Origin of the sequence: Leptospira borgpetersenii serovar Javanica, assembly GCF_003046425.1 — a bacterium.
In the GTDB taxonomy this organism is placed as follows: Bacteria; Spirochaetota; Leptospiria; order Leptospirales; family Leptospiraceae; genus Leptospira; species Leptospira borgpetersenii.
The window spans coordinates 72,501-89,613 of the sequence record NZ_QAJG01000010.1 but is presented as its reverse complement, the minus strand read 5'-3'; the positions used below and the strand labels follow the sequence as shown (position 1 = coordinate 89,613).

Annotated in this window: 15 protein-coding genes (1 of these 15 running past the window's edge); 4 read left to right on the top strand and 11 right to left on the bottom strand. The window is 38.3% G+C overall.

Features of this window, described 5'->3' with window-relative positions; all coding sequences use genetic code 11:
- Window positions 1–66: 66 nt before the first annotated feature.
- From CLV95_RS09955 to CLV95_RS09940, 3 genes are all read left to right on the top strand, one after another.
- Window positions 67–2,043: a beta-galactosidase gene (locus tag CLV95_RS09955; protein ID WP_002732721.1), complete on the top strand. Its 1,977-nt coding sequence runs from the start codon at window positions 67–69 to the stop codon at window positions 2,041–2,043.
- Between the two features lie 549 nt (window positions 2,044–2,592).
- Window positions 2,593–3,504, top strand: a complete 912-nt coding sequence (locus CLV95_RS09945) for an LIC_10030 family protein (RefSeq protein ID WP_002732666.1) — start codon at window positions 2,593–2,595, stop codon at window positions 3,502–3,504.
- A 19-nt stretch (window positions 3,505–3,523) separates the two neighbouring features.
- Window positions 3,524–4,372, top strand: a complete 849-nt coding sequence (locus tag CLV95_RS09940; protein ID WP_002732288.1) for an inositol monophosphatase family protein — start codon at window positions 3,524–3,526, stop codon at window positions 4,370–4,372.
- Window positions 4,373–5,037: 665 nt separating this feature from the next.
- Here the strand turns inward: CLV95_RS09940 and CLV95_RS09935 are convergent.
- From CLV95_RS09935 to fliG, 6 genes are all read right to left on the bottom strand, one after another.
- Window positions 5,038–5,400, bottom strand: a complete 363-nt coding sequence (locus CLV95_RS09935) for a c-type cytochrome (protein WP_002730529.1) — start codon at window positions 5,398–5,400, stop codon at window positions 5,038–5,040.
- Window positions 5,401–5,403: 3 nt separating this feature from the next.
- The gene (locus tag CLV95_RS09930) at window positions 5,404–6,108 is read right to left on the bottom strand and encodes a urate hydroxylase PuuD (protein WP_002732529.1); all 705 of its coding nucleotides are present in this window, start codon (window positions 6,106–6,108) and stop codon (window positions 5,404–5,406) included.
- 171 nt (window positions 6,109–6,279) lie between these two features.
- The gene (locus CLV95_RS09925; protein WP_002732579.1) at window positions 6,280–7,494 is read right to left on the bottom strand and encodes an LIC10025 family lipoprotein; all 1,215 of its coding nucleotides are present in this window, start codon (window positions 7,492–7,494) and stop codon (window positions 6,280–6,282) included.
- Window positions 7,466–8,029: a hypothetical protein gene (locus CLV95_RS09920; RefSeq protein WP_002732588.1), complete on the bottom strand. Its 564-nt coding sequence runs from the start codon at window positions 8,027–8,029 to the stop codon at window positions 7,466–7,468. Before CLV95_RS09920 ends, CLV95_RS09925 begins: the two co-directional genes overlap by 29 nt.
- 310 nt (window positions 8,030–8,339) lie before the next feature.
- Complete coding sequence (locus CLV95_RS09915; RefSeq protein WP_002732412.1) at window positions 8,340–10,481, bottom strand: adenylate/guanylate cyclase domain-containing protein; 2,142 nt, start codon at window positions 10,479–10,481, stop codon at window positions 8,340–8,342.
- A 149-nt stretch (window positions 10,482–10,630) separates the two neighbouring features.
- Window positions 10,631–11,644: a flagellar motor switch protein FliG gene (gene fliG / locus CLV95_RS09910; RefSeq protein ID WP_107694934.1), complete on the bottom strand. Its 1,014-nt coding sequence runs from the start codon at window positions 11,642–11,644 to the stop codon at window positions 10,631–10,633.
- Between the two features lie 363 nt (window positions 11,645–12,007).
- On the opposite strand from fliG, the gene CLV95_RS09905 reads away from it, so the two are divergent.
- Entirely contained in the window at window positions 12,008–12,364 is a 357-nt protein-coding gene (locus CLV95_RS09905; RefSeq protein WP_002727987.1) for an arsenate reductase family protein, read from the top strand.
- A gap of 1 nt (window position 12,365) precedes the next feature.
- Here CLV95_RS09905 and CLV95_RS09900 read toward each other — a convergent pair whose 3' ends face one another.
- The 5 genes from CLV95_RS09900 to CLV95_RS09880 all read right to left on the bottom strand — a co-directional run.
- Window positions 12,366–14,048, bottom strand: coding sequence for an FG-GAP-like repeat-containing protein (locus tag CLV95_RS09900; RefSeq protein WP_002732301.1), 1,683 nt, complete (start codon window positions 14,046–14,048; stop codon window positions 12,366–12,368).
- Between the two features lie 134 nt (window positions 14,049–14,182).
- Entirely contained in the window at window positions 14,183–14,791 is a 609-nt protein-coding gene (locus CLV95_RS09895) for an L-threonylcarbamoyladenylate synthase (RefSeq protein WP_002727978.1), read from the bottom strand.
- Between the two features lie 18 nt (window positions 14,792–14,809).
- The gene (locus CLV95_RS09890) at window positions 14,810–15,553 is read right to left on the bottom strand and encodes an SDR family NAD(P)-dependent oxidoreductase (RefSeq protein WP_002728062.1); all 744 of its coding nucleotides are present in this window, start codon (window positions 15,551–15,553) and stop codon (window positions 14,810–14,812) included.
- 4 nt (window positions 15,554–15,557) lie between these two features.
- Entirely contained in the window at window positions 15,558–16,061 is a 504-nt protein-coding gene (locus CLV95_RS09885; RefSeq protein WP_026054813.1) for a hypothetical protein, read from the bottom strand.
- A gap of 222 nt (window positions 16,062–16,283) precedes the next feature.
- Window positions 16,284–17,113 carry the 3' portion of a hypothetical protein gene (locus tag CLV95_RS09880; protein ID WP_002727969.1) on the bottom strand. It continues 19 nt past the right edge of the window, so only the last 830 of its 849 coding nucleotides appear in the window; its start codon lies beyond the right edge, outside the window; it ends in the stop codon at window positions 16,284–16,286.

Here is a 17,113-nt window from a genome sequence, read left to right as displayed (position 1 = left end):
ACGGTTTTCTTTCTTTTCAGATCCATCCTTTGATGAGATTTCTTTCGAAACGAAAGGAAGGATAAAATGATATTCGGAGCCGATTATTATCCCGAACAATGGACCCCAAAAGATTGGAAAGAAGATATTTCCATCATGAAAGAAATGGGCCTGAGCTCCGTTCGTCTCGCGGAGTTCGCTTGGGCAATTATGGAACCCAAGGAAGGAAAATACGATTTTTCTTTTTTCGATCACATTCTGAATTTAATCCAAAAGAACGAAATGACAGCGATCCTCGGAACTCCGACAGCGACCTTTCCTCCTTGGCTTGTTAAAAAATTTCCCGACATAATTCAAGAACGGGACGGAATTCAAAGAACGATCGGCACGAGAAGACAAGCTTGTTTTTCTTCTCCCAATTATAAAAAAGCAGTGGTAAAAATCGTAACCGCTATGGCTAAACACTTCGGAAATCATCCAGCGGTCATCGGCTGGCAAATCGATAACGAGATAGGGCACGAAGGTTCCGACATAGACTATTCTCAAACGTCTTTAAAAGCGTTTCGCGTTTGGTTAAAAAACAAATACAAAACGATCCAAGCTTTAAACGAATCTTGGGGAAATGTCTTTTGGGGGATGCTTTATAACTCTTTTGATGAGGTTCCGGTTCCAGGACCACACATTGCGAGTAATTTTCACCCTTCTATGATTCAAGATTTCTATCGATTCCATTCCGACACGATCATAGACTTCGTAAAACTTCAGGCCCGAATTCTCAGGAAATTTTCCGTCGGAAGACCGCTCACTACAAATTTATACCCTTCCCCATTTCTACCGATCATCGACATGGCGGAATTATGCACTTACCTCGATTATATCTCTTGGGATAACTATCCGACTTGGGGAGAACAAGAAGCTCCTTTCCCTCATCCCTTCCTATCAGCAATGCAACAATACAACCGCGGTCTGAAAAATCTTCCCTTTACCGTGATGGAACAAATTTCCGGTTTTCAAGGACATGACCTGCTCGGCTATCTTCCGGCACCGGGGCAAACCAAACTTTGGATGAAACATTCCCTTATCCACGGTTCGAATGCGATCTATTTTTTCAGATATAGAACCGCACGTTTCGGGCAGGAACAACTTTGTTATGGAATCTTAGATCATGACAAAGAAAAAACGGAACGTTACTACGAATTACAAAAAGGAATTCAAGAAATCAAAGAACACGCGGAAGATTTCACGGAAGAATTATTTCCAGCCCAGGTTGCAATCGTACATGACATCGAAAACGCGCGAAATTGGAAACACCAACCGATTTCAACGGGTTTAAAATTCTCTCCCGTGCCGTGGGCACAGTTAGGATATGACGTCGAAATGGCAACTTGGTTTTCAGGAATGAACGTATTGAATGTCAACACACATTTCCGTCCCGCCTCTACAACTGATTTTAAGGATTACAAAATCATAATACTTCCGATGTACACGATGGCCAACGACGTCATTTTTAAGCGTTTGGAACAATTTGTAAGGGAAGGCGGAATTTTAGTTTTGGGTTTTAGAACCGGCGCTAAAAATTTGGATGGTTGGATGTACGACTCTCCGATTCCGGGTCCGTTTACGAAAATGGCCGGAATCAAGGTCCGCAAATTCGAAGCGGTCGGAAATCAAAAGATAAAGTTTCAGTTCCGTTATTTTCCAGGAATCTGTTCAAAGATCTGTGAAATTTTAGAACCGACCACAGCGGAAGTTTGGGCCCGTTACACCGATAGAAAAAAATTCTACAAAGGCTCCCCGGTAATCACAGCAAACTACTATCACAAAGGAAAAGTAATTTACGTGGGGTCTTCTTTAGAAGCTTTGAGTTTTGTGCTTCTCTATCGCCGTATTTTAAAGGAAGCCAAAATTCCATTCATATTCTACGGACAAAATGTAGAAAAGATTTTTCGAATCGGTAGAAAACAAAATTACGAAATCTTTATTAACCACTCCGGAAAGAAAAGTCTTGCAGGTTTAAAAATTCTAGATCCTTATGAAGTCAGGATTCTTCCTAAAAAAAAATAAAGGAATCGGTAATTTCTCAAAAAAGAATAGTCTATTGAAAAATTTGTTCCTACATAAGCCCGCTCAAAACCTTAGAAATATAGAAACTATTACAATTTTAAATGACAGGAAAAAATCGCCAATACGATGTAATTTATGAAAACTCTCCCATATTTCAGAGAACTGGCGACAGTGTCCGTGGCAATGCCACACTCCCACAGAAGACAGTTTTGAAATGGGTTCTAAATCGAAAATTTCATGAAATTTATCGAGTTCTTTAGAATTGCTCAAAATGCTAGAATGATTACTACAAGAATTGAACAGCGAAAAAACCTCAAAATCCCATGAACCACTCAAAGAAACACAATTGTGAGACTCACATTTTGTTATGGGACTTACCGAATGATTTATTTCAAGGGAAGCTCTATAAAGTAGATTTTAGGATTCTTGAATGTCGTAAAAGAGCGATTCCGCATAGGAATTCTTTATAACGTTCTGTTGATTTTATAGAGGTAGGCGCCCTTAAGATTTTGGAACAAACTCCAACAAAATGAAACAGGTACAAATTTTTTGGAAATAAATCAAATTGAAGAATTGAATCGAATTCTTATATCCGTTTCCGGACAAAACCGTCCTTACGAGATTTTCGTAGATAATTTGCATACTACATTCTTCCAATTCGAAGATAGTTTTATCCTCCCGTCTACTTCGGTTTACGAAGTGGATTTTTCAGCCGCTAAAGAATTTCTTTTACAAGCACAACAATTGATCCCGGAGTTGATCGGAGGATGTCATGTACTTCCAATCGCAAAGCCGAAAAAAAAATCGAATCAACTTTTTTTGGTCAAAGAGATTCCCTCTTCGCAAAAAAATGAAAATAAAAAATTCGTTTTTGTAGTAAGTTTTATACTTACTTATTTAGGGGGCGCACCGACCCCAATGATCGTAAAACAACCTGTACAAGGAAAAACGGCAACGGTTCGAACTCAGAGAATTTATTTCTCAGCCAGAATTCTTCCCCTAGAGTCCTTCGAATTTAAAAACGGTGTTTTGGTCGATTTCGTAACCCGGAAATATAAAGAGACAGAATTTATGGTCGATGTCGATTCGATTTCTTCGTTTAATAAAGCCCAACATTCGTATTCAGAACTTTTCGACGACGTGGATTATTCCAAGCAGATTTCGATGATTCATTCGATTTTAAACATCAATAAAGAAATTTGGAAGCCCGGTAAGATTTTCGAACCAATCGACGTGGAACTTTATACGATCAGTTCTAGATTTTTAGACGGCTCCCAAGAGAGAATTTTTAACCAATTTGAAAGCTTTCGGCATTTGATTGATCTTTTATTGTCCCCGGAAAGCATGACTATAGATTCAGTGAAACAAAAACCTTTGCACGACTGGCTTCGTTCTTTCGAAACGGAAAGGGGTATAACGCCCTCCGGTAATATGCTTTGGAAAATCTTAAAACGAAAGTAATTTTCTTAAAGAGAAACCCATGGACCATCCACTCGCCCCTCCCATTGATTTTCCCTTAGAGGAAGTCAAACGCAGGATTAAATCCGTTCAGTCTGTCTCCGGTATTTTCATAGAGTCGGCGCTAAAGCTTCAAAAAGATTTGAAAACTTTCTCCTTTTCAACGGAAACCGAAGAGAAAGATCAAATCCATAAGGCCGACGAGATGATGGGAAAATTCATTGTAGAATATCTCAGACAAAACTTTCCTTCCGATTCAATCCTTTCCGAAGACAATTATAAACACGAAGGCAATAATTCTTTTCGCTGGGTATTGGATCCGATCGACGGATCTATGAACTTTGTAAGAGGGATTCCCCTTTACTGTGTTGCGATCGGGCTTGAGCATAGAGAATCTCCGGTTGCAGGTGTTGTTTTTGTTCCGGGTCTTAATACAAAGTATTCGGCTATTCTTTCCCAAGGCGCCTTCAAAAACGGACTCAGAATCGATGTTTCTAATACGGAATCCCTCGCACGTGCAATGCTCGTTCCGAGTTTTCCAACGAACAGAAAAGAAATATTAAACGAAGTCATCTCCGATATCACAGCATTCATCAGTTGTGGTAGATCTATGAGAAGAACAGGCTCTTTTGTTTTGGATACTTGTTGGGTCGCGGAAGGTTTACTTGACGGCATCTGGGAAAAAGGAGTTAAACTCTGGGACACCGCGGCAAGCTCGGTAATTCTCGCCGAAGCCGGAGGCAAATTAACGGATTTCAGCGGAAAACATTTTCTTTCTGGAAACTCGGAAGTGGTCGTATCGAACGGAAAAGTTCATTCTCAGATCATAGACATTATGAGAAACGTTCGAGATTCGATCGGAAAAAATTAAGAACTTGTCCCAAAACCTCGGATGTAGGAACTCCTACGAGAGTGTTCCAACGATAAAATCAGTTAGAAAATCCATAAATCACCAATCTGCGAGAACCCGCGCTCTATTACGAACTTATGAAATGATTGCACTGAATTTCGTAAGGTTTTGGGACAAGTTCTAAGGATGAAAATCAGTTCGGAGAAAAAAATAATCGAATGATTCAAAAGTAAAAGTTTTTATTTTAGAAATTCCTTTACCACTCAGGGAATACAATTTTTTATTTAGAAAAGATTTTTCAATTTTTTTTAGATCAAATTTATCTTAAGAATAATTTTAAAAAATTCACCGCGCTTCGAGTCCGTCTTTCTGTATTCGTTGGAATATTTTTTCGAATTTCATTGCCGCTCTCTTAAGAATTTATGCCAAAACCTTAGACAAAATGACGCCCCTTCTTGGGCTTGAAAAACGTAGGTAGATGTAAGCGTTTACCACAAGACAAGAAAACCAATAGTCAAAATTTAAAGTAGCTACTAATCGATATTAGATCCGAATTTTAATAGAGTTGTTGAAAAATTCCATAATTCAGATTAACAAAACTGCTTTAATCGACCGTTTTCATGAAACGGAAACAGATGAAGAATTAATTTTTCAACAACTCTAATAGTAAAAATAAGAAATTATTTTTATCGAAGAGTATTTAAAAATGCTTCTATGTTTCGAATTTGAACATCAGTTAAAGGAAGCTTTGTCATGATTCGACTCTTACGTTTTGGAGTATAACCCGGAGGATACGTTCCTTCTACAATTCTCGCCTTTAATAATTCGAAATTCGAACCTTGAATTGCAGGCCCGATAGTACCATCCACCGCAGGATTCTGATTGTGACAAGCGGAGCAATTTGCCAAATATAAACCTTTTCCTTGAGAAATCGATTTTTGCTCCGGAGAAAGATTCTCTTCTTCTTTACAGGTTGCAAAAACGAGAATAAAAAAAATAAAAATGAATGAGAGGCGGGAAAACCCGCCTCGATTTTTACGGATCCCCATTGATTAAAGGAGAACCTCAAGAAGAATATAAATAATCAAAGAAAGAACAAAACCTGAAGTAATTACACCCTTTACGGTTTTAATCGGTTTGAAAGTGGCGCTTTCTGGTGTTGCGGTTAACGCGTTTATTTCTACAATCGCGAGAATCACTAAAATCACACCTAAAAACGTATGTGCTTGTGCACTTGTTATTTCGAAAGAAATCGGAAGATTTCTTGCAGCGCCCATCAAAAACAACATAGGAATGGAAAGAAGAGTATTCGTCCTAGAAGCCAAAAGACCTCTAGCCGCACGAGAAGCAGGGTTTTCCGTAGTTTCACCTTTTGCGGCCGCAATCACAACTTTCTGGGCAGGCCAAATGACGAACCAAACATTAAACCACATTAAAGTTCCAAGCAATCCTCCTCCGAGAATTACCGCAAGCAATTGACCGGTGGAAAGAGTAGTGCCGTTAACGATCAAATAGATAATCATCGCCCAGCCGCTAAAAAAAGTAAACATTGCACCCCAACGAAACCACCAAAGAACTCTTGGAACCAATTGTTGAGTCGCTTTTTTCTTTGTATCTGCATCCGTCTCGGCAAAAAAAGATCCTTGTACAAAATTAATGTACCAAAGTAGTCCGATCCAAGCGACACCTGCGAGGAAATGTATCCACTTAAAAATGAAATACAAACCTTGGCTTGTAAAAAGAGCAATTCCTTCCATAATACCTCCAATTCATCGATTGAATTATAATTTTGTGTACTCTAAAAAAAGGAGCACCAGAATTAAAAATAAATCCTGAAGTTTAGGCTCTCAGTCAAGTACTTTAGAAAGATTCTAATTTTTGAGAAAAAATAAAATACAAATTTCGGTAAAATGAACTTTAAGTACGATTCAAGATAAATCCTCGATTAAATTTTTCTGTAGCATATCCCAAAAAGAAGGTTCGTCGTCCTTTTCATTCGAGGAATGGAATGGAGTAAAACGATCTTGAAAAATTTCAGCTTGAGATTTAAAAATCACTTTCATTTTGTCTCCGTTTTGAAAGAATTCCGATTCGAACCTGTTTCCCTCATTACCTTTGCTTCCGTACACAAGAAGAAGAAAATATCCATCAAAGTATTCGTCCATGTTTCCGGGAATGAACCAATTTACCATGCCGGGCGGAAAAATATTAAGAAAGCGCCCGCTGATTTTCTTTTCCGGAAATTTCGAAAATCCTCCTGTAATTTTTGCATAATTTTTGGAAGAATAAAAATGAAGCTTATATCCCAAATTTTTAATATCGATTTCAAGTCCATAAACCCGGATGAATAACGAAACATGAATCTGAAGCATCTCCGGCTTACTCCAATAACCTTCGGGAGTATCGGGAATTTTTAAGAAGGTTTTAGTTCCTTCATTATATAATTCGATCCCGTTTAGAAATTCTCCCGATTTAAAGATCGTAATTCGATATGACACTTGATTAAGAAGTTTATTGAATCGTTTATAAAATTGCGGATAGGCTATTTTTGTGGATTCGTTCAGTTCATAAAGAAGCCAGGAGGCATTCCTTACTCTCCCCGAATCACAATGACAAACAGAACAAAGATAACGATGTGTATCCGAAATCGAAGCGAGTCTGGAAGAATGATTCGAATCGGAGCGAAGGAAATTTTGCAGCCGATCTATGTGATGAAAAAAATCAAGATAACCGTATGTCGGAAGAATAGAAACGGTCTCCCGCTTCACTCGAAACGTTTTTTGATCTTTGAAAAAAGTCGGAAAATATTCCACGTGGATCCGATAAGGAACGTTCTCAGGAATTTTTTCCGTTGTAATTACATTTCTAAACCCTTGATTCGTTTTTTGAAGGTAGAAGTCGATCGAAAGTATATCGTCTTTTTCTTGCAAGAAGTGTATGTCCGCCGAAGTTAGATTTCCGAATAAGGCATTTCTAATTCCTCCGGTCGGATATTCTTTGAAAATATTTTTTTGATGGGAAAGGTATTCTTTCCAAAAAGAGGCTTGTTGTGGTTTCTTTTGTACACAATTAAAAAGAAAAAAACAAATCAAAACGTAGATGAAAAATCGAACTTTATTTTCTTTGTTTTCGTACGATTTCATAAAGCGAATCCACAGTTTGATCATTTACTTCTTTGTAATACGATTCAAAAATTTGTTTTTTACTTCGGGAAAAAATTCTTAACCATGAAAAATTAGGTCGAATTCCGGAAGACAAAATACCTTCCGGATCTAATAAAATCGATTCGTAGTTTTTGGATTTGTTCTCGTTGATATAAGTTTGAACCGCACCCGGCGCGTTTCTTAAATCGACAAACGCTACAAATTCGACGAAATCTTCGGATTCGTCGATCAAATTCTGCATTCTCCAATAAATCTTCCTACCGTGTTTTCTGCAAAGAACGATATCAACATACGAACAACCTAAAAGAAATACGGTTTTACCTTTTAAAGTTCTAGAATTCAAAATTTTACCTTTTTGATCTTTGAGCTGAAAATGGGGAAGATCAGAAGAAAAAACGGAAACCGCTAACAAAAAAAAAGTGAGGAAAAAAATCATCTTAAAAAAAGTCAAACTAAGGCAAATCAAAAAACTAATCCGTAATTTCCCTTTCAGAATACCTAAAATTTGTTTCAAAGTTTTACCCTATTTCTTTTTTTATCCCATTTAATTGATAACTTTCATTACGGTACAAAAACCCGTCGAGCGCCAATAGAAGCGAGACGTTGAGTTTCCTCGAGCACCAATAAAAGCGAAACGCTTTAGTTACCAGCTCGATCTTGCTGATAAAGCACAAAACTAAAGTGCCGCCTCTAAAGATCGCTTCTACAGATTTTGGGACGCGCTGTAAATTGTTTTTAGAACTTGTTTGAAAATAACCATAATGAGTCCGCAAACGATCTTTTAAGATAGTAGGAAACTTTTGAGATAGACTTCTAAATTAATTTTATTTCGTTTGAAATCGAAAAATACCATCCCAATTTTTTTCCGGAGGTTTAGAAGAATATAATTTGCAACGTTTTAGATAAATTTTGGAAAGATTATCCCTGGGTTCTTCATGATAAAGTTGTTTGAAAATTTTAGTAGCTTCCCTAAATTTTCCGGATCTATATTCAAAAATTCCCTGAGATAATAGATCCAATGTTCTCAGTTTAAATTCCTTTATCTCTTCCGGATCGGATTCAAACACCTCGTAGATATCCACGGGTCGACTTTTTCCTTTTAGAAACGCCGAATCGATCATCCGAATTCCAATCTCACTCATTCTATGAAGTCGAAGATAAGTATGATGAGAAATTAATATTCTACCTTGATACAAATAGGTAAGAGATTGAAGTTTGGATGTAAGGTGGATCGCATCACCGACCACGTTGGTATCGATCCTTCTTTCGTTTCCCACCGTTCCTAAAATCAAAGAACCTGTATTGATTCCGATTCCGATTTCCAAATTCCAAGGAATCGAAAAACTTTTTTGTATTCTTTTCGATCGAACCACACTCATCATTTTTAGCGCAGCTTCAACGGCATTGTCGGCGGAATTGAAATTCTCCTTTTCCACCCTTTCGCTATAATCCGCAAAAAGCGCAAGTATTGCATCCCCCGAATATTGATCCACAAAACCGGCGGCTTCATAAACAATCTTCTCCATCTCAGATAGATAAGAATTTAAGAATGCGATCGTCTGATTCGAGGAAATCGTTTCCAAAATATTTGTAAAATTCCGAATATCGGAAGACAAAATAGTCATCGACTTTTCTTTGTTGTTCCCGATCGAAATTGATATGGGAGATTCCTTATCTATAATTCTGATAAAATCCACGGGAACAAACCGATAAAAAGCGTTTTTTTGATTGGAAAGTTCTTCGTTAATAAGCTCCATATCCTTGTATAGTCGAACGTACTTCAAAATCAAAATGTTTATGATTGTTAAGACAAAGAATAAATAAACGATCGGAAAAAAAGAATAATGAAATCCAAAAATTTCAAAAATCGAATTCAATAAATCCCATATTCCAAAAATGATACATACGAAAACTCCCGTTAATATCTTACCTGAGTCTTGTTTCTTTTTTCTTACTGCTTGAACCAAAAAGAACAGAATATAAACCAAAAAGAAAACCATCGAAATTTGAGAGATTTTAAGAACAACTTGCACCCAGGAAAACGGGGAAATAAGAATCGCGAAAAACAATCCGATCAAAAGAACTACGAAAAAGTTTGGAATTACGTTCGATCTTTCTTTCCAGTAAAAGTAGTGCTTCAAAAAATAATAGAAAAAAGGAAGAATTAAAGTCAAAGAAGAATATTCGGCTCTAAAAAACGGAGAGCTATCCATTTGAGAATTTAGATTAATAAATTTTTTAAAGATTAAATCCGAGGATGAAAAAAAATAGACGGAAGAAATAAATAAAAATAGTCCGAAATAGAGATAATACAAATCATGCTTCCGTATCGTATAAAAAAGTATATAATAAACCCCAAATATAAGATAAATTGCACATAAAAAAACATTAAAATGTTCGGAATTAGATTGATAAATTTTCTGAAGTAATGAAATTTTATATCCGTCTGCGTGATAAAATCCGAAATGATCGTTTTGAATATAAGGAGTCTGATTCGATCCGCCGACTATACATAAAAGAATGGTATTCTTGCCTTGCTTTAAAACACCGAAAGGAATAGGTAACGTTATGGATCTTAGGGATCTTCGAATCGCAGGAGTCGCATCTTTCCCATCAGTCTGTTTTAGAAATTTTTCTTTTCGAATTAAAAAACCATTGAGATAAAGCTCCCAATTTTCCCCTATGCTTGGAAAATAAATCGCGGTCGGCAATTTCAAGAGCACAGAATCCGGATTTATAGAAAATTCCGTTTTTACAGTCACTTCGTGGAACCCGGACCGCTCCGGTATTTCAAAAAGAGAATTAAAGCTCACCGGAAAATTGGAAATCAATTTCCAATTTTCCGAACTCTTGGGCTCCTTTCCTTTTTTATTCTGAGAAAAAGAACTAGAAATATTCGATTTTTCTAATATAGTCTTGAGATGGTTTCCTAAACTCGCCTTCCATTCAACGTGTGTGAGATCCAAAACCTCCGAATCCGAATCATATTCGCACGAAAATAGAACGGATAAAATCGATAAAACTGCAAAAAATTTCAGGGTCCGAATCATTCAACCAAATTCCATTCAAAAAGAATTAGAAGCGAAGGAAATTTTTCCAAAAACGAAAGATTAGATCACATAACGAGTTCGTCTTCACCGGCACGGGCGACGACAATTTCACCAGCGTCTTCAAGTTTACGTATGATGTTTACAATTTTTTGCTGTGCGTCTTCTACGTCTTTAATCCGAATCGGACCCATAAAATCCATATCTTCTCGGAGGAGGTTTGCCGCACGTTTGGACATATTTTTGAAGATTTTTTCCTGAACTTCTGTATCCACCGACTTTAAGGCTTTTGCAAGATCCGAGTTGTCCACTTCTCTCATAACCTTTTGGATCGCACGATCGCCCAAAAGAACGATGTCCTCGAAGACAAACATTCTCTTTTTGATTTCTTCCGCAAGTTCTGGATCTTCTTCTTCCAAAGCTTCGATGATCGTCTTTTCCGTTCCCCGGTCCACTAGGTTCAAAATCTCAACCACAGAATCTATACCACCTGCAGACGTATAATCTTCGGAAGCCAAAGTAGAGAGTTTTCTTTCAAGAACTCGTTCCACTTCTCGAAGAACGTCCGGACTGACCCGGTCCATAGTTGCAATTCGTTTTGCGACTTCCGCCTGAATGGTATGAGGCAGATTGGAAAGAATATTCGAAGCTTTTTGGGGATCCAAATAAGAAAGAATCAATGCAATTGTCTGTGGGTGTTCGTTCTGAATAAAGTTTAATAAATGCTGAGGATCGGTCCTCCGAATGAAGTCAAACGGTCTGACTTGTGAGGAAGAAGTGAGTCGATTGATAATATCGATTGCTTTCTGGTTTCCGAGCGCCTTTTCCAAAAGACCTCGAGCAAAATCAATTCCTCCATTGGAGATGAATTCTTGAGCCATCATTAGCTCGTTGAATTCCACTAAAACTTTTTCTTTGTCTTCGGGAGTAATTTTATCGAGTCGCGCAATTTCGAACGTGATTTGTTCGATCTCGTCTTCTCGGAGATGTTTGAAAATCTCGGAAGATACTTCGCTTCCAACTGCAATGAGAAAGACCGCAGCTTTTTGCCTTCCGGTTAGGTTTGTTTTTTTATTCAACACGCCAGGAGCTTCCCGTAAGAATCCTATCGGTTAAAATAACGCATTTCAACGAAAAGATTTTTCAGCCTATGGCGGAAAATTCTCCCTTGAGTCGGATATTTTTCCACTTCTTTATCAGAACCTGTCCCAAAAGAAACTAAAGTGGCACTACTCTCTACGGATCGCTTCCGCATTTGTTATGCCGAACTCATGTTAAAAAATACTAGAACTATCTTGAAAATTCTCTACCTTGCTTTCCAAACACCGTTTCAGGATATTATGGCCTATTTTTGAAATGGACTTTATTCTTCTTTGGAAATCATAAACCTGAGGAAAACTTGACCCAAAAGAAGAACCGTAAATCATCAAAACAGGAGAATAATTTTGAAACTGAAAGTTTATGAATATAAAAACTGTTCCACTTGTAGGAATGCGCTCAAATTTCTTTCCAGCAAAAAAGTGGAATTGGAAATATTACCGATTCGGGAAATTCCTCCTAAAAAAACGGAACTTAAAACAATGTTGAAATATGTGGGCAACGAATCGAAAAAACTTTTCAATACTTCCGGCGGAGATTATAAAGAATTAGGTCTCAAAGACAAACTCAGATCCCTGTCCCTTGAGGAACAACTGGACCTTCTTTCTAAAAACGGAAACTTGGTTAAACGCCCTTTTGTTCTTGGGGATGGCTTCGGTTTTGTAGGGTTTAAAGAAGAAGAATGGAAAAAGTGGATTTCATAGATCATAAATCTACGGAAGTTCCGAATGTTCCGTTTATATCAGGTTCGGAAAATATTTGTGAAGATATTGTGTATCCACCCGCTCCATCAGATAAATAAAGATAAACGTTTCCAAAATTGGTTCCACCGACCGAGCTAGGAGCTCCAACTAGAACATCACTGAAACCGTCCCCATTGATATCCCCCGATGCGATCGAATTTCCCATATTTCCTACGTTAACCGCCATTGTTAAAAAATTCAGTGAACTCGTAATTAAGCCGAGTATATTACCCGTAGTCAAGTACGTAACCGCATGCCCCTGACTCGGATAGGTAGAGGTATAAGAATAGCCTCCCGTAAGAAGATCCAAAAACCCATCCCCATTGACATCTCCGGTTGTAACCGAAGTTCCCGTTTGAGATCCGGGCACTCCCGAAACAGGGCCGTTGATTGTATTAACAAAAGCGCCAGAATTAGATAAGTATAAATGTACTCTACCGGCCCCAGCAGACTCCTGATAAGCGCCCACAAATAAATCCACAAAACCGTCTCGGTTTACATCCGTTACAACGGCTGAATTTGCATACCATTCGTTTACGGCCGAACCCGTAATTGTTTGAGAATAAGTGGTAAAAGTTCCGGCTCCTTGAGCAAGATAAACAAAAGACGCACCGATTTGTGCAGAGCCCACAGCTCCGACAATTGCATCCGATCTGCCGTCGCCATTCACATCACCCAATGCGATCGCATACCCATAAAACGAACCACTTCCCGCATTTCCCGGATTGCTCAATTGTTGGCCGAACGTAATTCCTTGTCCCACAACCGAATTTGACAAATAAGAATAAACCCGCCCGATGTTCCCCAAATCGTACGGCGCGCCGATTAAAACATCTGAAAAACCGTTCCCATCAATGTCACCTACATCCACATTGAGTAAGCCACCGGTGCCGATAGGAATGGAACTGACCGGTGTAGTCGAAAGCCCGCTTGTTGATCTCAGCGAAAGATAAACCTCGAATGTATTCGACGCGCTTCCAACAACGGCATCCGCATATCCGTCTCCATCGATATCCCCTAACTTAACGGAATAACCGAAACCACCCGCACCATTCAACAAAGTTACCGGAGCAGAATCTAAACCTTTTAATTTTCCAAGAGAAAGATAAGCCCTTACACGATTTGCAACTTGAGAACCAATCAAAGCGTCCGGATAACCGTCCCCGTTTATGTCCTTGTTCAATCCCTTTTGAACGTCAATCGTGACCGGAAAAGAAGTCAATCCTCCGGAAATGGATCGAACCGAAATCGTATGCAAACTCCAATCCTTCCAAACACCTGTCGTAGGAATTGTAGCCGGAATGCCCGCAGCGGGAAGTTGAAATCGCCACTGAGTTCCTGATATTTGCGCATCCACGAACGGACCCGAATCCAAAGCGACTTGAACTCCCAATGCCGAGGAATCTAATTCTCCGATTAAAAATCCGGTATTTAAAAGGCCTTTCGATTTTACATTAAGGATTGTCGGTTGAGATAATTTAGCGTTAATTCCACAAACCGAACCTCGTCCCGAAGTTACAAGAAAGTTCAGTAATAAAGATCTGTAAAAAAGAGAACCGCTCATGTCGCAGGCGTTTTCTACGGGTTTAACGGCACAATTGTAAAAAAGAAAAAAGACACAAAAAAAATATGGAAATCGTTTCATAACAAACGCACCCAAATAACCTTTTATAAAAATAGAAGCGTCTTAGGTAAAAAGACGGAAACTTATTTAGTTTTATACCTTTTTGAATCGGAGTCTTCAGGAATCTACCAAAGAAACTTTTAATTCGACATCAACTACAAAAATTCAAATCCTTTTCCTTCTCTTATGATCGTCATTTCGTCGTTTGTCATATTTAAAATCGTAGAAAGCTCCACTTTTACGATTCCTCCATCGACAATTCCTTCCACACGGGCTCCGTATATTTGTTCCAATAAATCAACTTCGATAATGAATTCATCGTTTGCAAAGACGGAAGTGGAAGTCAAAGGATTAGGATGAATCTTCAATAAACTTTGCAAATAAATCGCGTCCGGAATTCGAATTCCGATCTGTTTCTCTTTTTGGTTGGAAAAAGAAACTCTCGGTAAATGTTTGTTGGCGCGTGTGATAAACGTGAACGGCCCGGGGGTGATTTTTTTCATCAAACGAAATGCTTCGTTTGAAAGATACTCGATATAATTGGAAGCAACTGAAATGCTAGGGCAAATCAAAGAAAGCGGTTGGTTTTTCGGAATATTTTTCAATTCATATAATTTTTCAACACCGAGTTTAGATTGAGAATCCGCAACCAAAGCATAAACCGTATCCGTCGGAAAAATATAAACGCCCCCTTCCAACAATTTGGTTGAAATCTGTTGGAGTTTTCTATTTTCGGGATTGATAGGATGAAGAAAAAGAATCATTAAAGATTAGACTTACTTTTAAAGTCCTGCGGTAATCCCTCCGTCGACTACAATTGTTTGTCCGGTAACATAAGCGGACGCATCGCTCGCAAAAAAAATCGCGGCGCCTACCAGATCATCCGGCTTTCCGAGTCTTCCCATTGGAATTGAATTCATCATTTGTTCCAAAACGTCCGGCTTTTCTTTGATCATTTCCGTCATATCCGTATCGATAAAACCGGGACAAATCGAGTTCACACGATAACCGGAACTTATCCACTCAATAGCGAGAGCGCGAGTCATATTAATAACCGCTCCCTTAGTCCCGGAATAGACGGAGGCAAACTTCGTTCCCCTCATTCCAAGAATAGAAGCAACATTAATGATATTCCCGCCTTTCTTTTTGTGAATCCTATAATAAGCCGCACACGCTCTGAATACGCCCGTAAAATTCGTTTGAACGATAGATTGGATCTCGTCTTCCTTTAAAAAAGCGGCGGGTTTATTCGAAGCAATTCCGGCGTTATTTACAAGTACATCAAGTTTTCCGTGTTTTTCAACGATGGACTCCATGATTGGCGCCATTACATCCTGTTGACGAATATCCGCGGTATATCCCTTAATGCCGGAACCGTCAAATTTTTTGACCGATTCTTCTGAAGAACCCGTTCCATAAACGATCGCTCCCGCGTTTTTAAAACCTTCTGCAAGATGTCTTCCGATCCCACGAGTGGATCCGGTCACTAAAACCGTTTTGCCTTTTACGTTAAATAAATCGTTCAACAAGTTACTCCTGATTGTACTGCGGTCTTACCGGATAACAAGGCCGAATCTCCTCGATGGATTTCTCATCGCTTGCCATTGACGTTTTTTTTCCACGTTCCGTATCGAAAATATGAACGAGTTTGCGAGAATCGATCCGAATGTTTTTTCCGAAATCAGAACTTGTATCTTTTACTTTTTCTTTTTTAGCTTTTTTTTCGGAATACGGATCGAAAAATTCCATCTCTTTTTCCTCTTTTTCCACAGTGAGGTCATCTACTAGAATTTCTCGATCGATATAATGAGTTCCATCGCTTTTATACATATTGTGCAAGGGATCACAGTCGAACATATCAATCTTAACGACGATACGATCGCAAAAAAGAAGATACCTTTTGCAAAGATATTGAAGACTGGATTCCTTGACTCGATCAAAACTTCCTCTCCTGCAGGAAGGAAACACAAGAAAAATCAAAAAACAAATCCAAAGTTTTTTACGGAACGTTCTGAAATTTATCAAACGATTCAAAAAAAGCGAAAGTCTTACGTTTTCTCGGATCTTACCGAAAATGTCAAGCTGCACGATCTTCTCCTTATAGAGCGACCATACAAATGGGATAACTACAGTAAAAAAATAACTTCTTACGATGCGAGCACTGGACAAACATTTTCCATAAAAAAGAATCATATATTCAGTATTTCAAATATTCTAGTTTTATTCGTACCAATAAGACTTTGAGGAAGGAAAATCCTAATTTTTAGCTTCATTCCTTTTCTGTGATTTTTCGGAAAAAATCCCCGTTTTTAATTCGTACCACCTTAAAGTTTTCGCTCTATCCTTTTTTCTTTCTTCCTCCGCCTCCGTATTCAAATGACCTTGCGCATCATCCCAATAAATCACTTCTTCCGGTTTTAGGTAATCGGAATCGAGAATTTTATTCTTGGAAATTTTATCCGAAAAAGAAAGTCCAGAGTCCCCGGTCCTACCCAAAAGTATCTTAGCTTGGTAAAGCGAAAGAAGAGACTGTTTTTGATAATAAAGAGCCGAAGTCCTTTCTCCCTTTTCTAATTCTTTGGAAGAAGTCCTCGACGTTTCTCCGAAACGAGTATAATACTTTTCTAACACTGGAAGGATCGATCTATTTTTGCTTTTTTCATCTAACCGAATTGACACAATTATAGGAATCAATTCCTGTCCCAATTGAATTGTCTTACTTTCGTAGTCTTTACGAATTGTATCTTCCAAAGAAACAATCGTTTTAAAAATATCCTCAAACGCGGTCACGGCTTTCCCGTATTCCGCTTTTATATAAAAAGTTTCAGCTTGCCCGTAATCAGCGGCAAGCTTATCCAAATCTTGTTTTTTTCCAAAGTTTAAAAGAGAAACTCTAATTCCTTTCAATCCAAGATAAGTTTTCTTTCGAATAGATTCCAACTTTCCCGTTTCGATTAACTCCCGATCGGATGGAAATTTTTCCTTTGAATCTTTAGGTTCACCCGGGACTGTTTGCGAAAAGGTAGAAACGTTACAAACGAGAAAAAGTACACAAATTGCGGAGCCGACTTTATTCGACGGAGTTC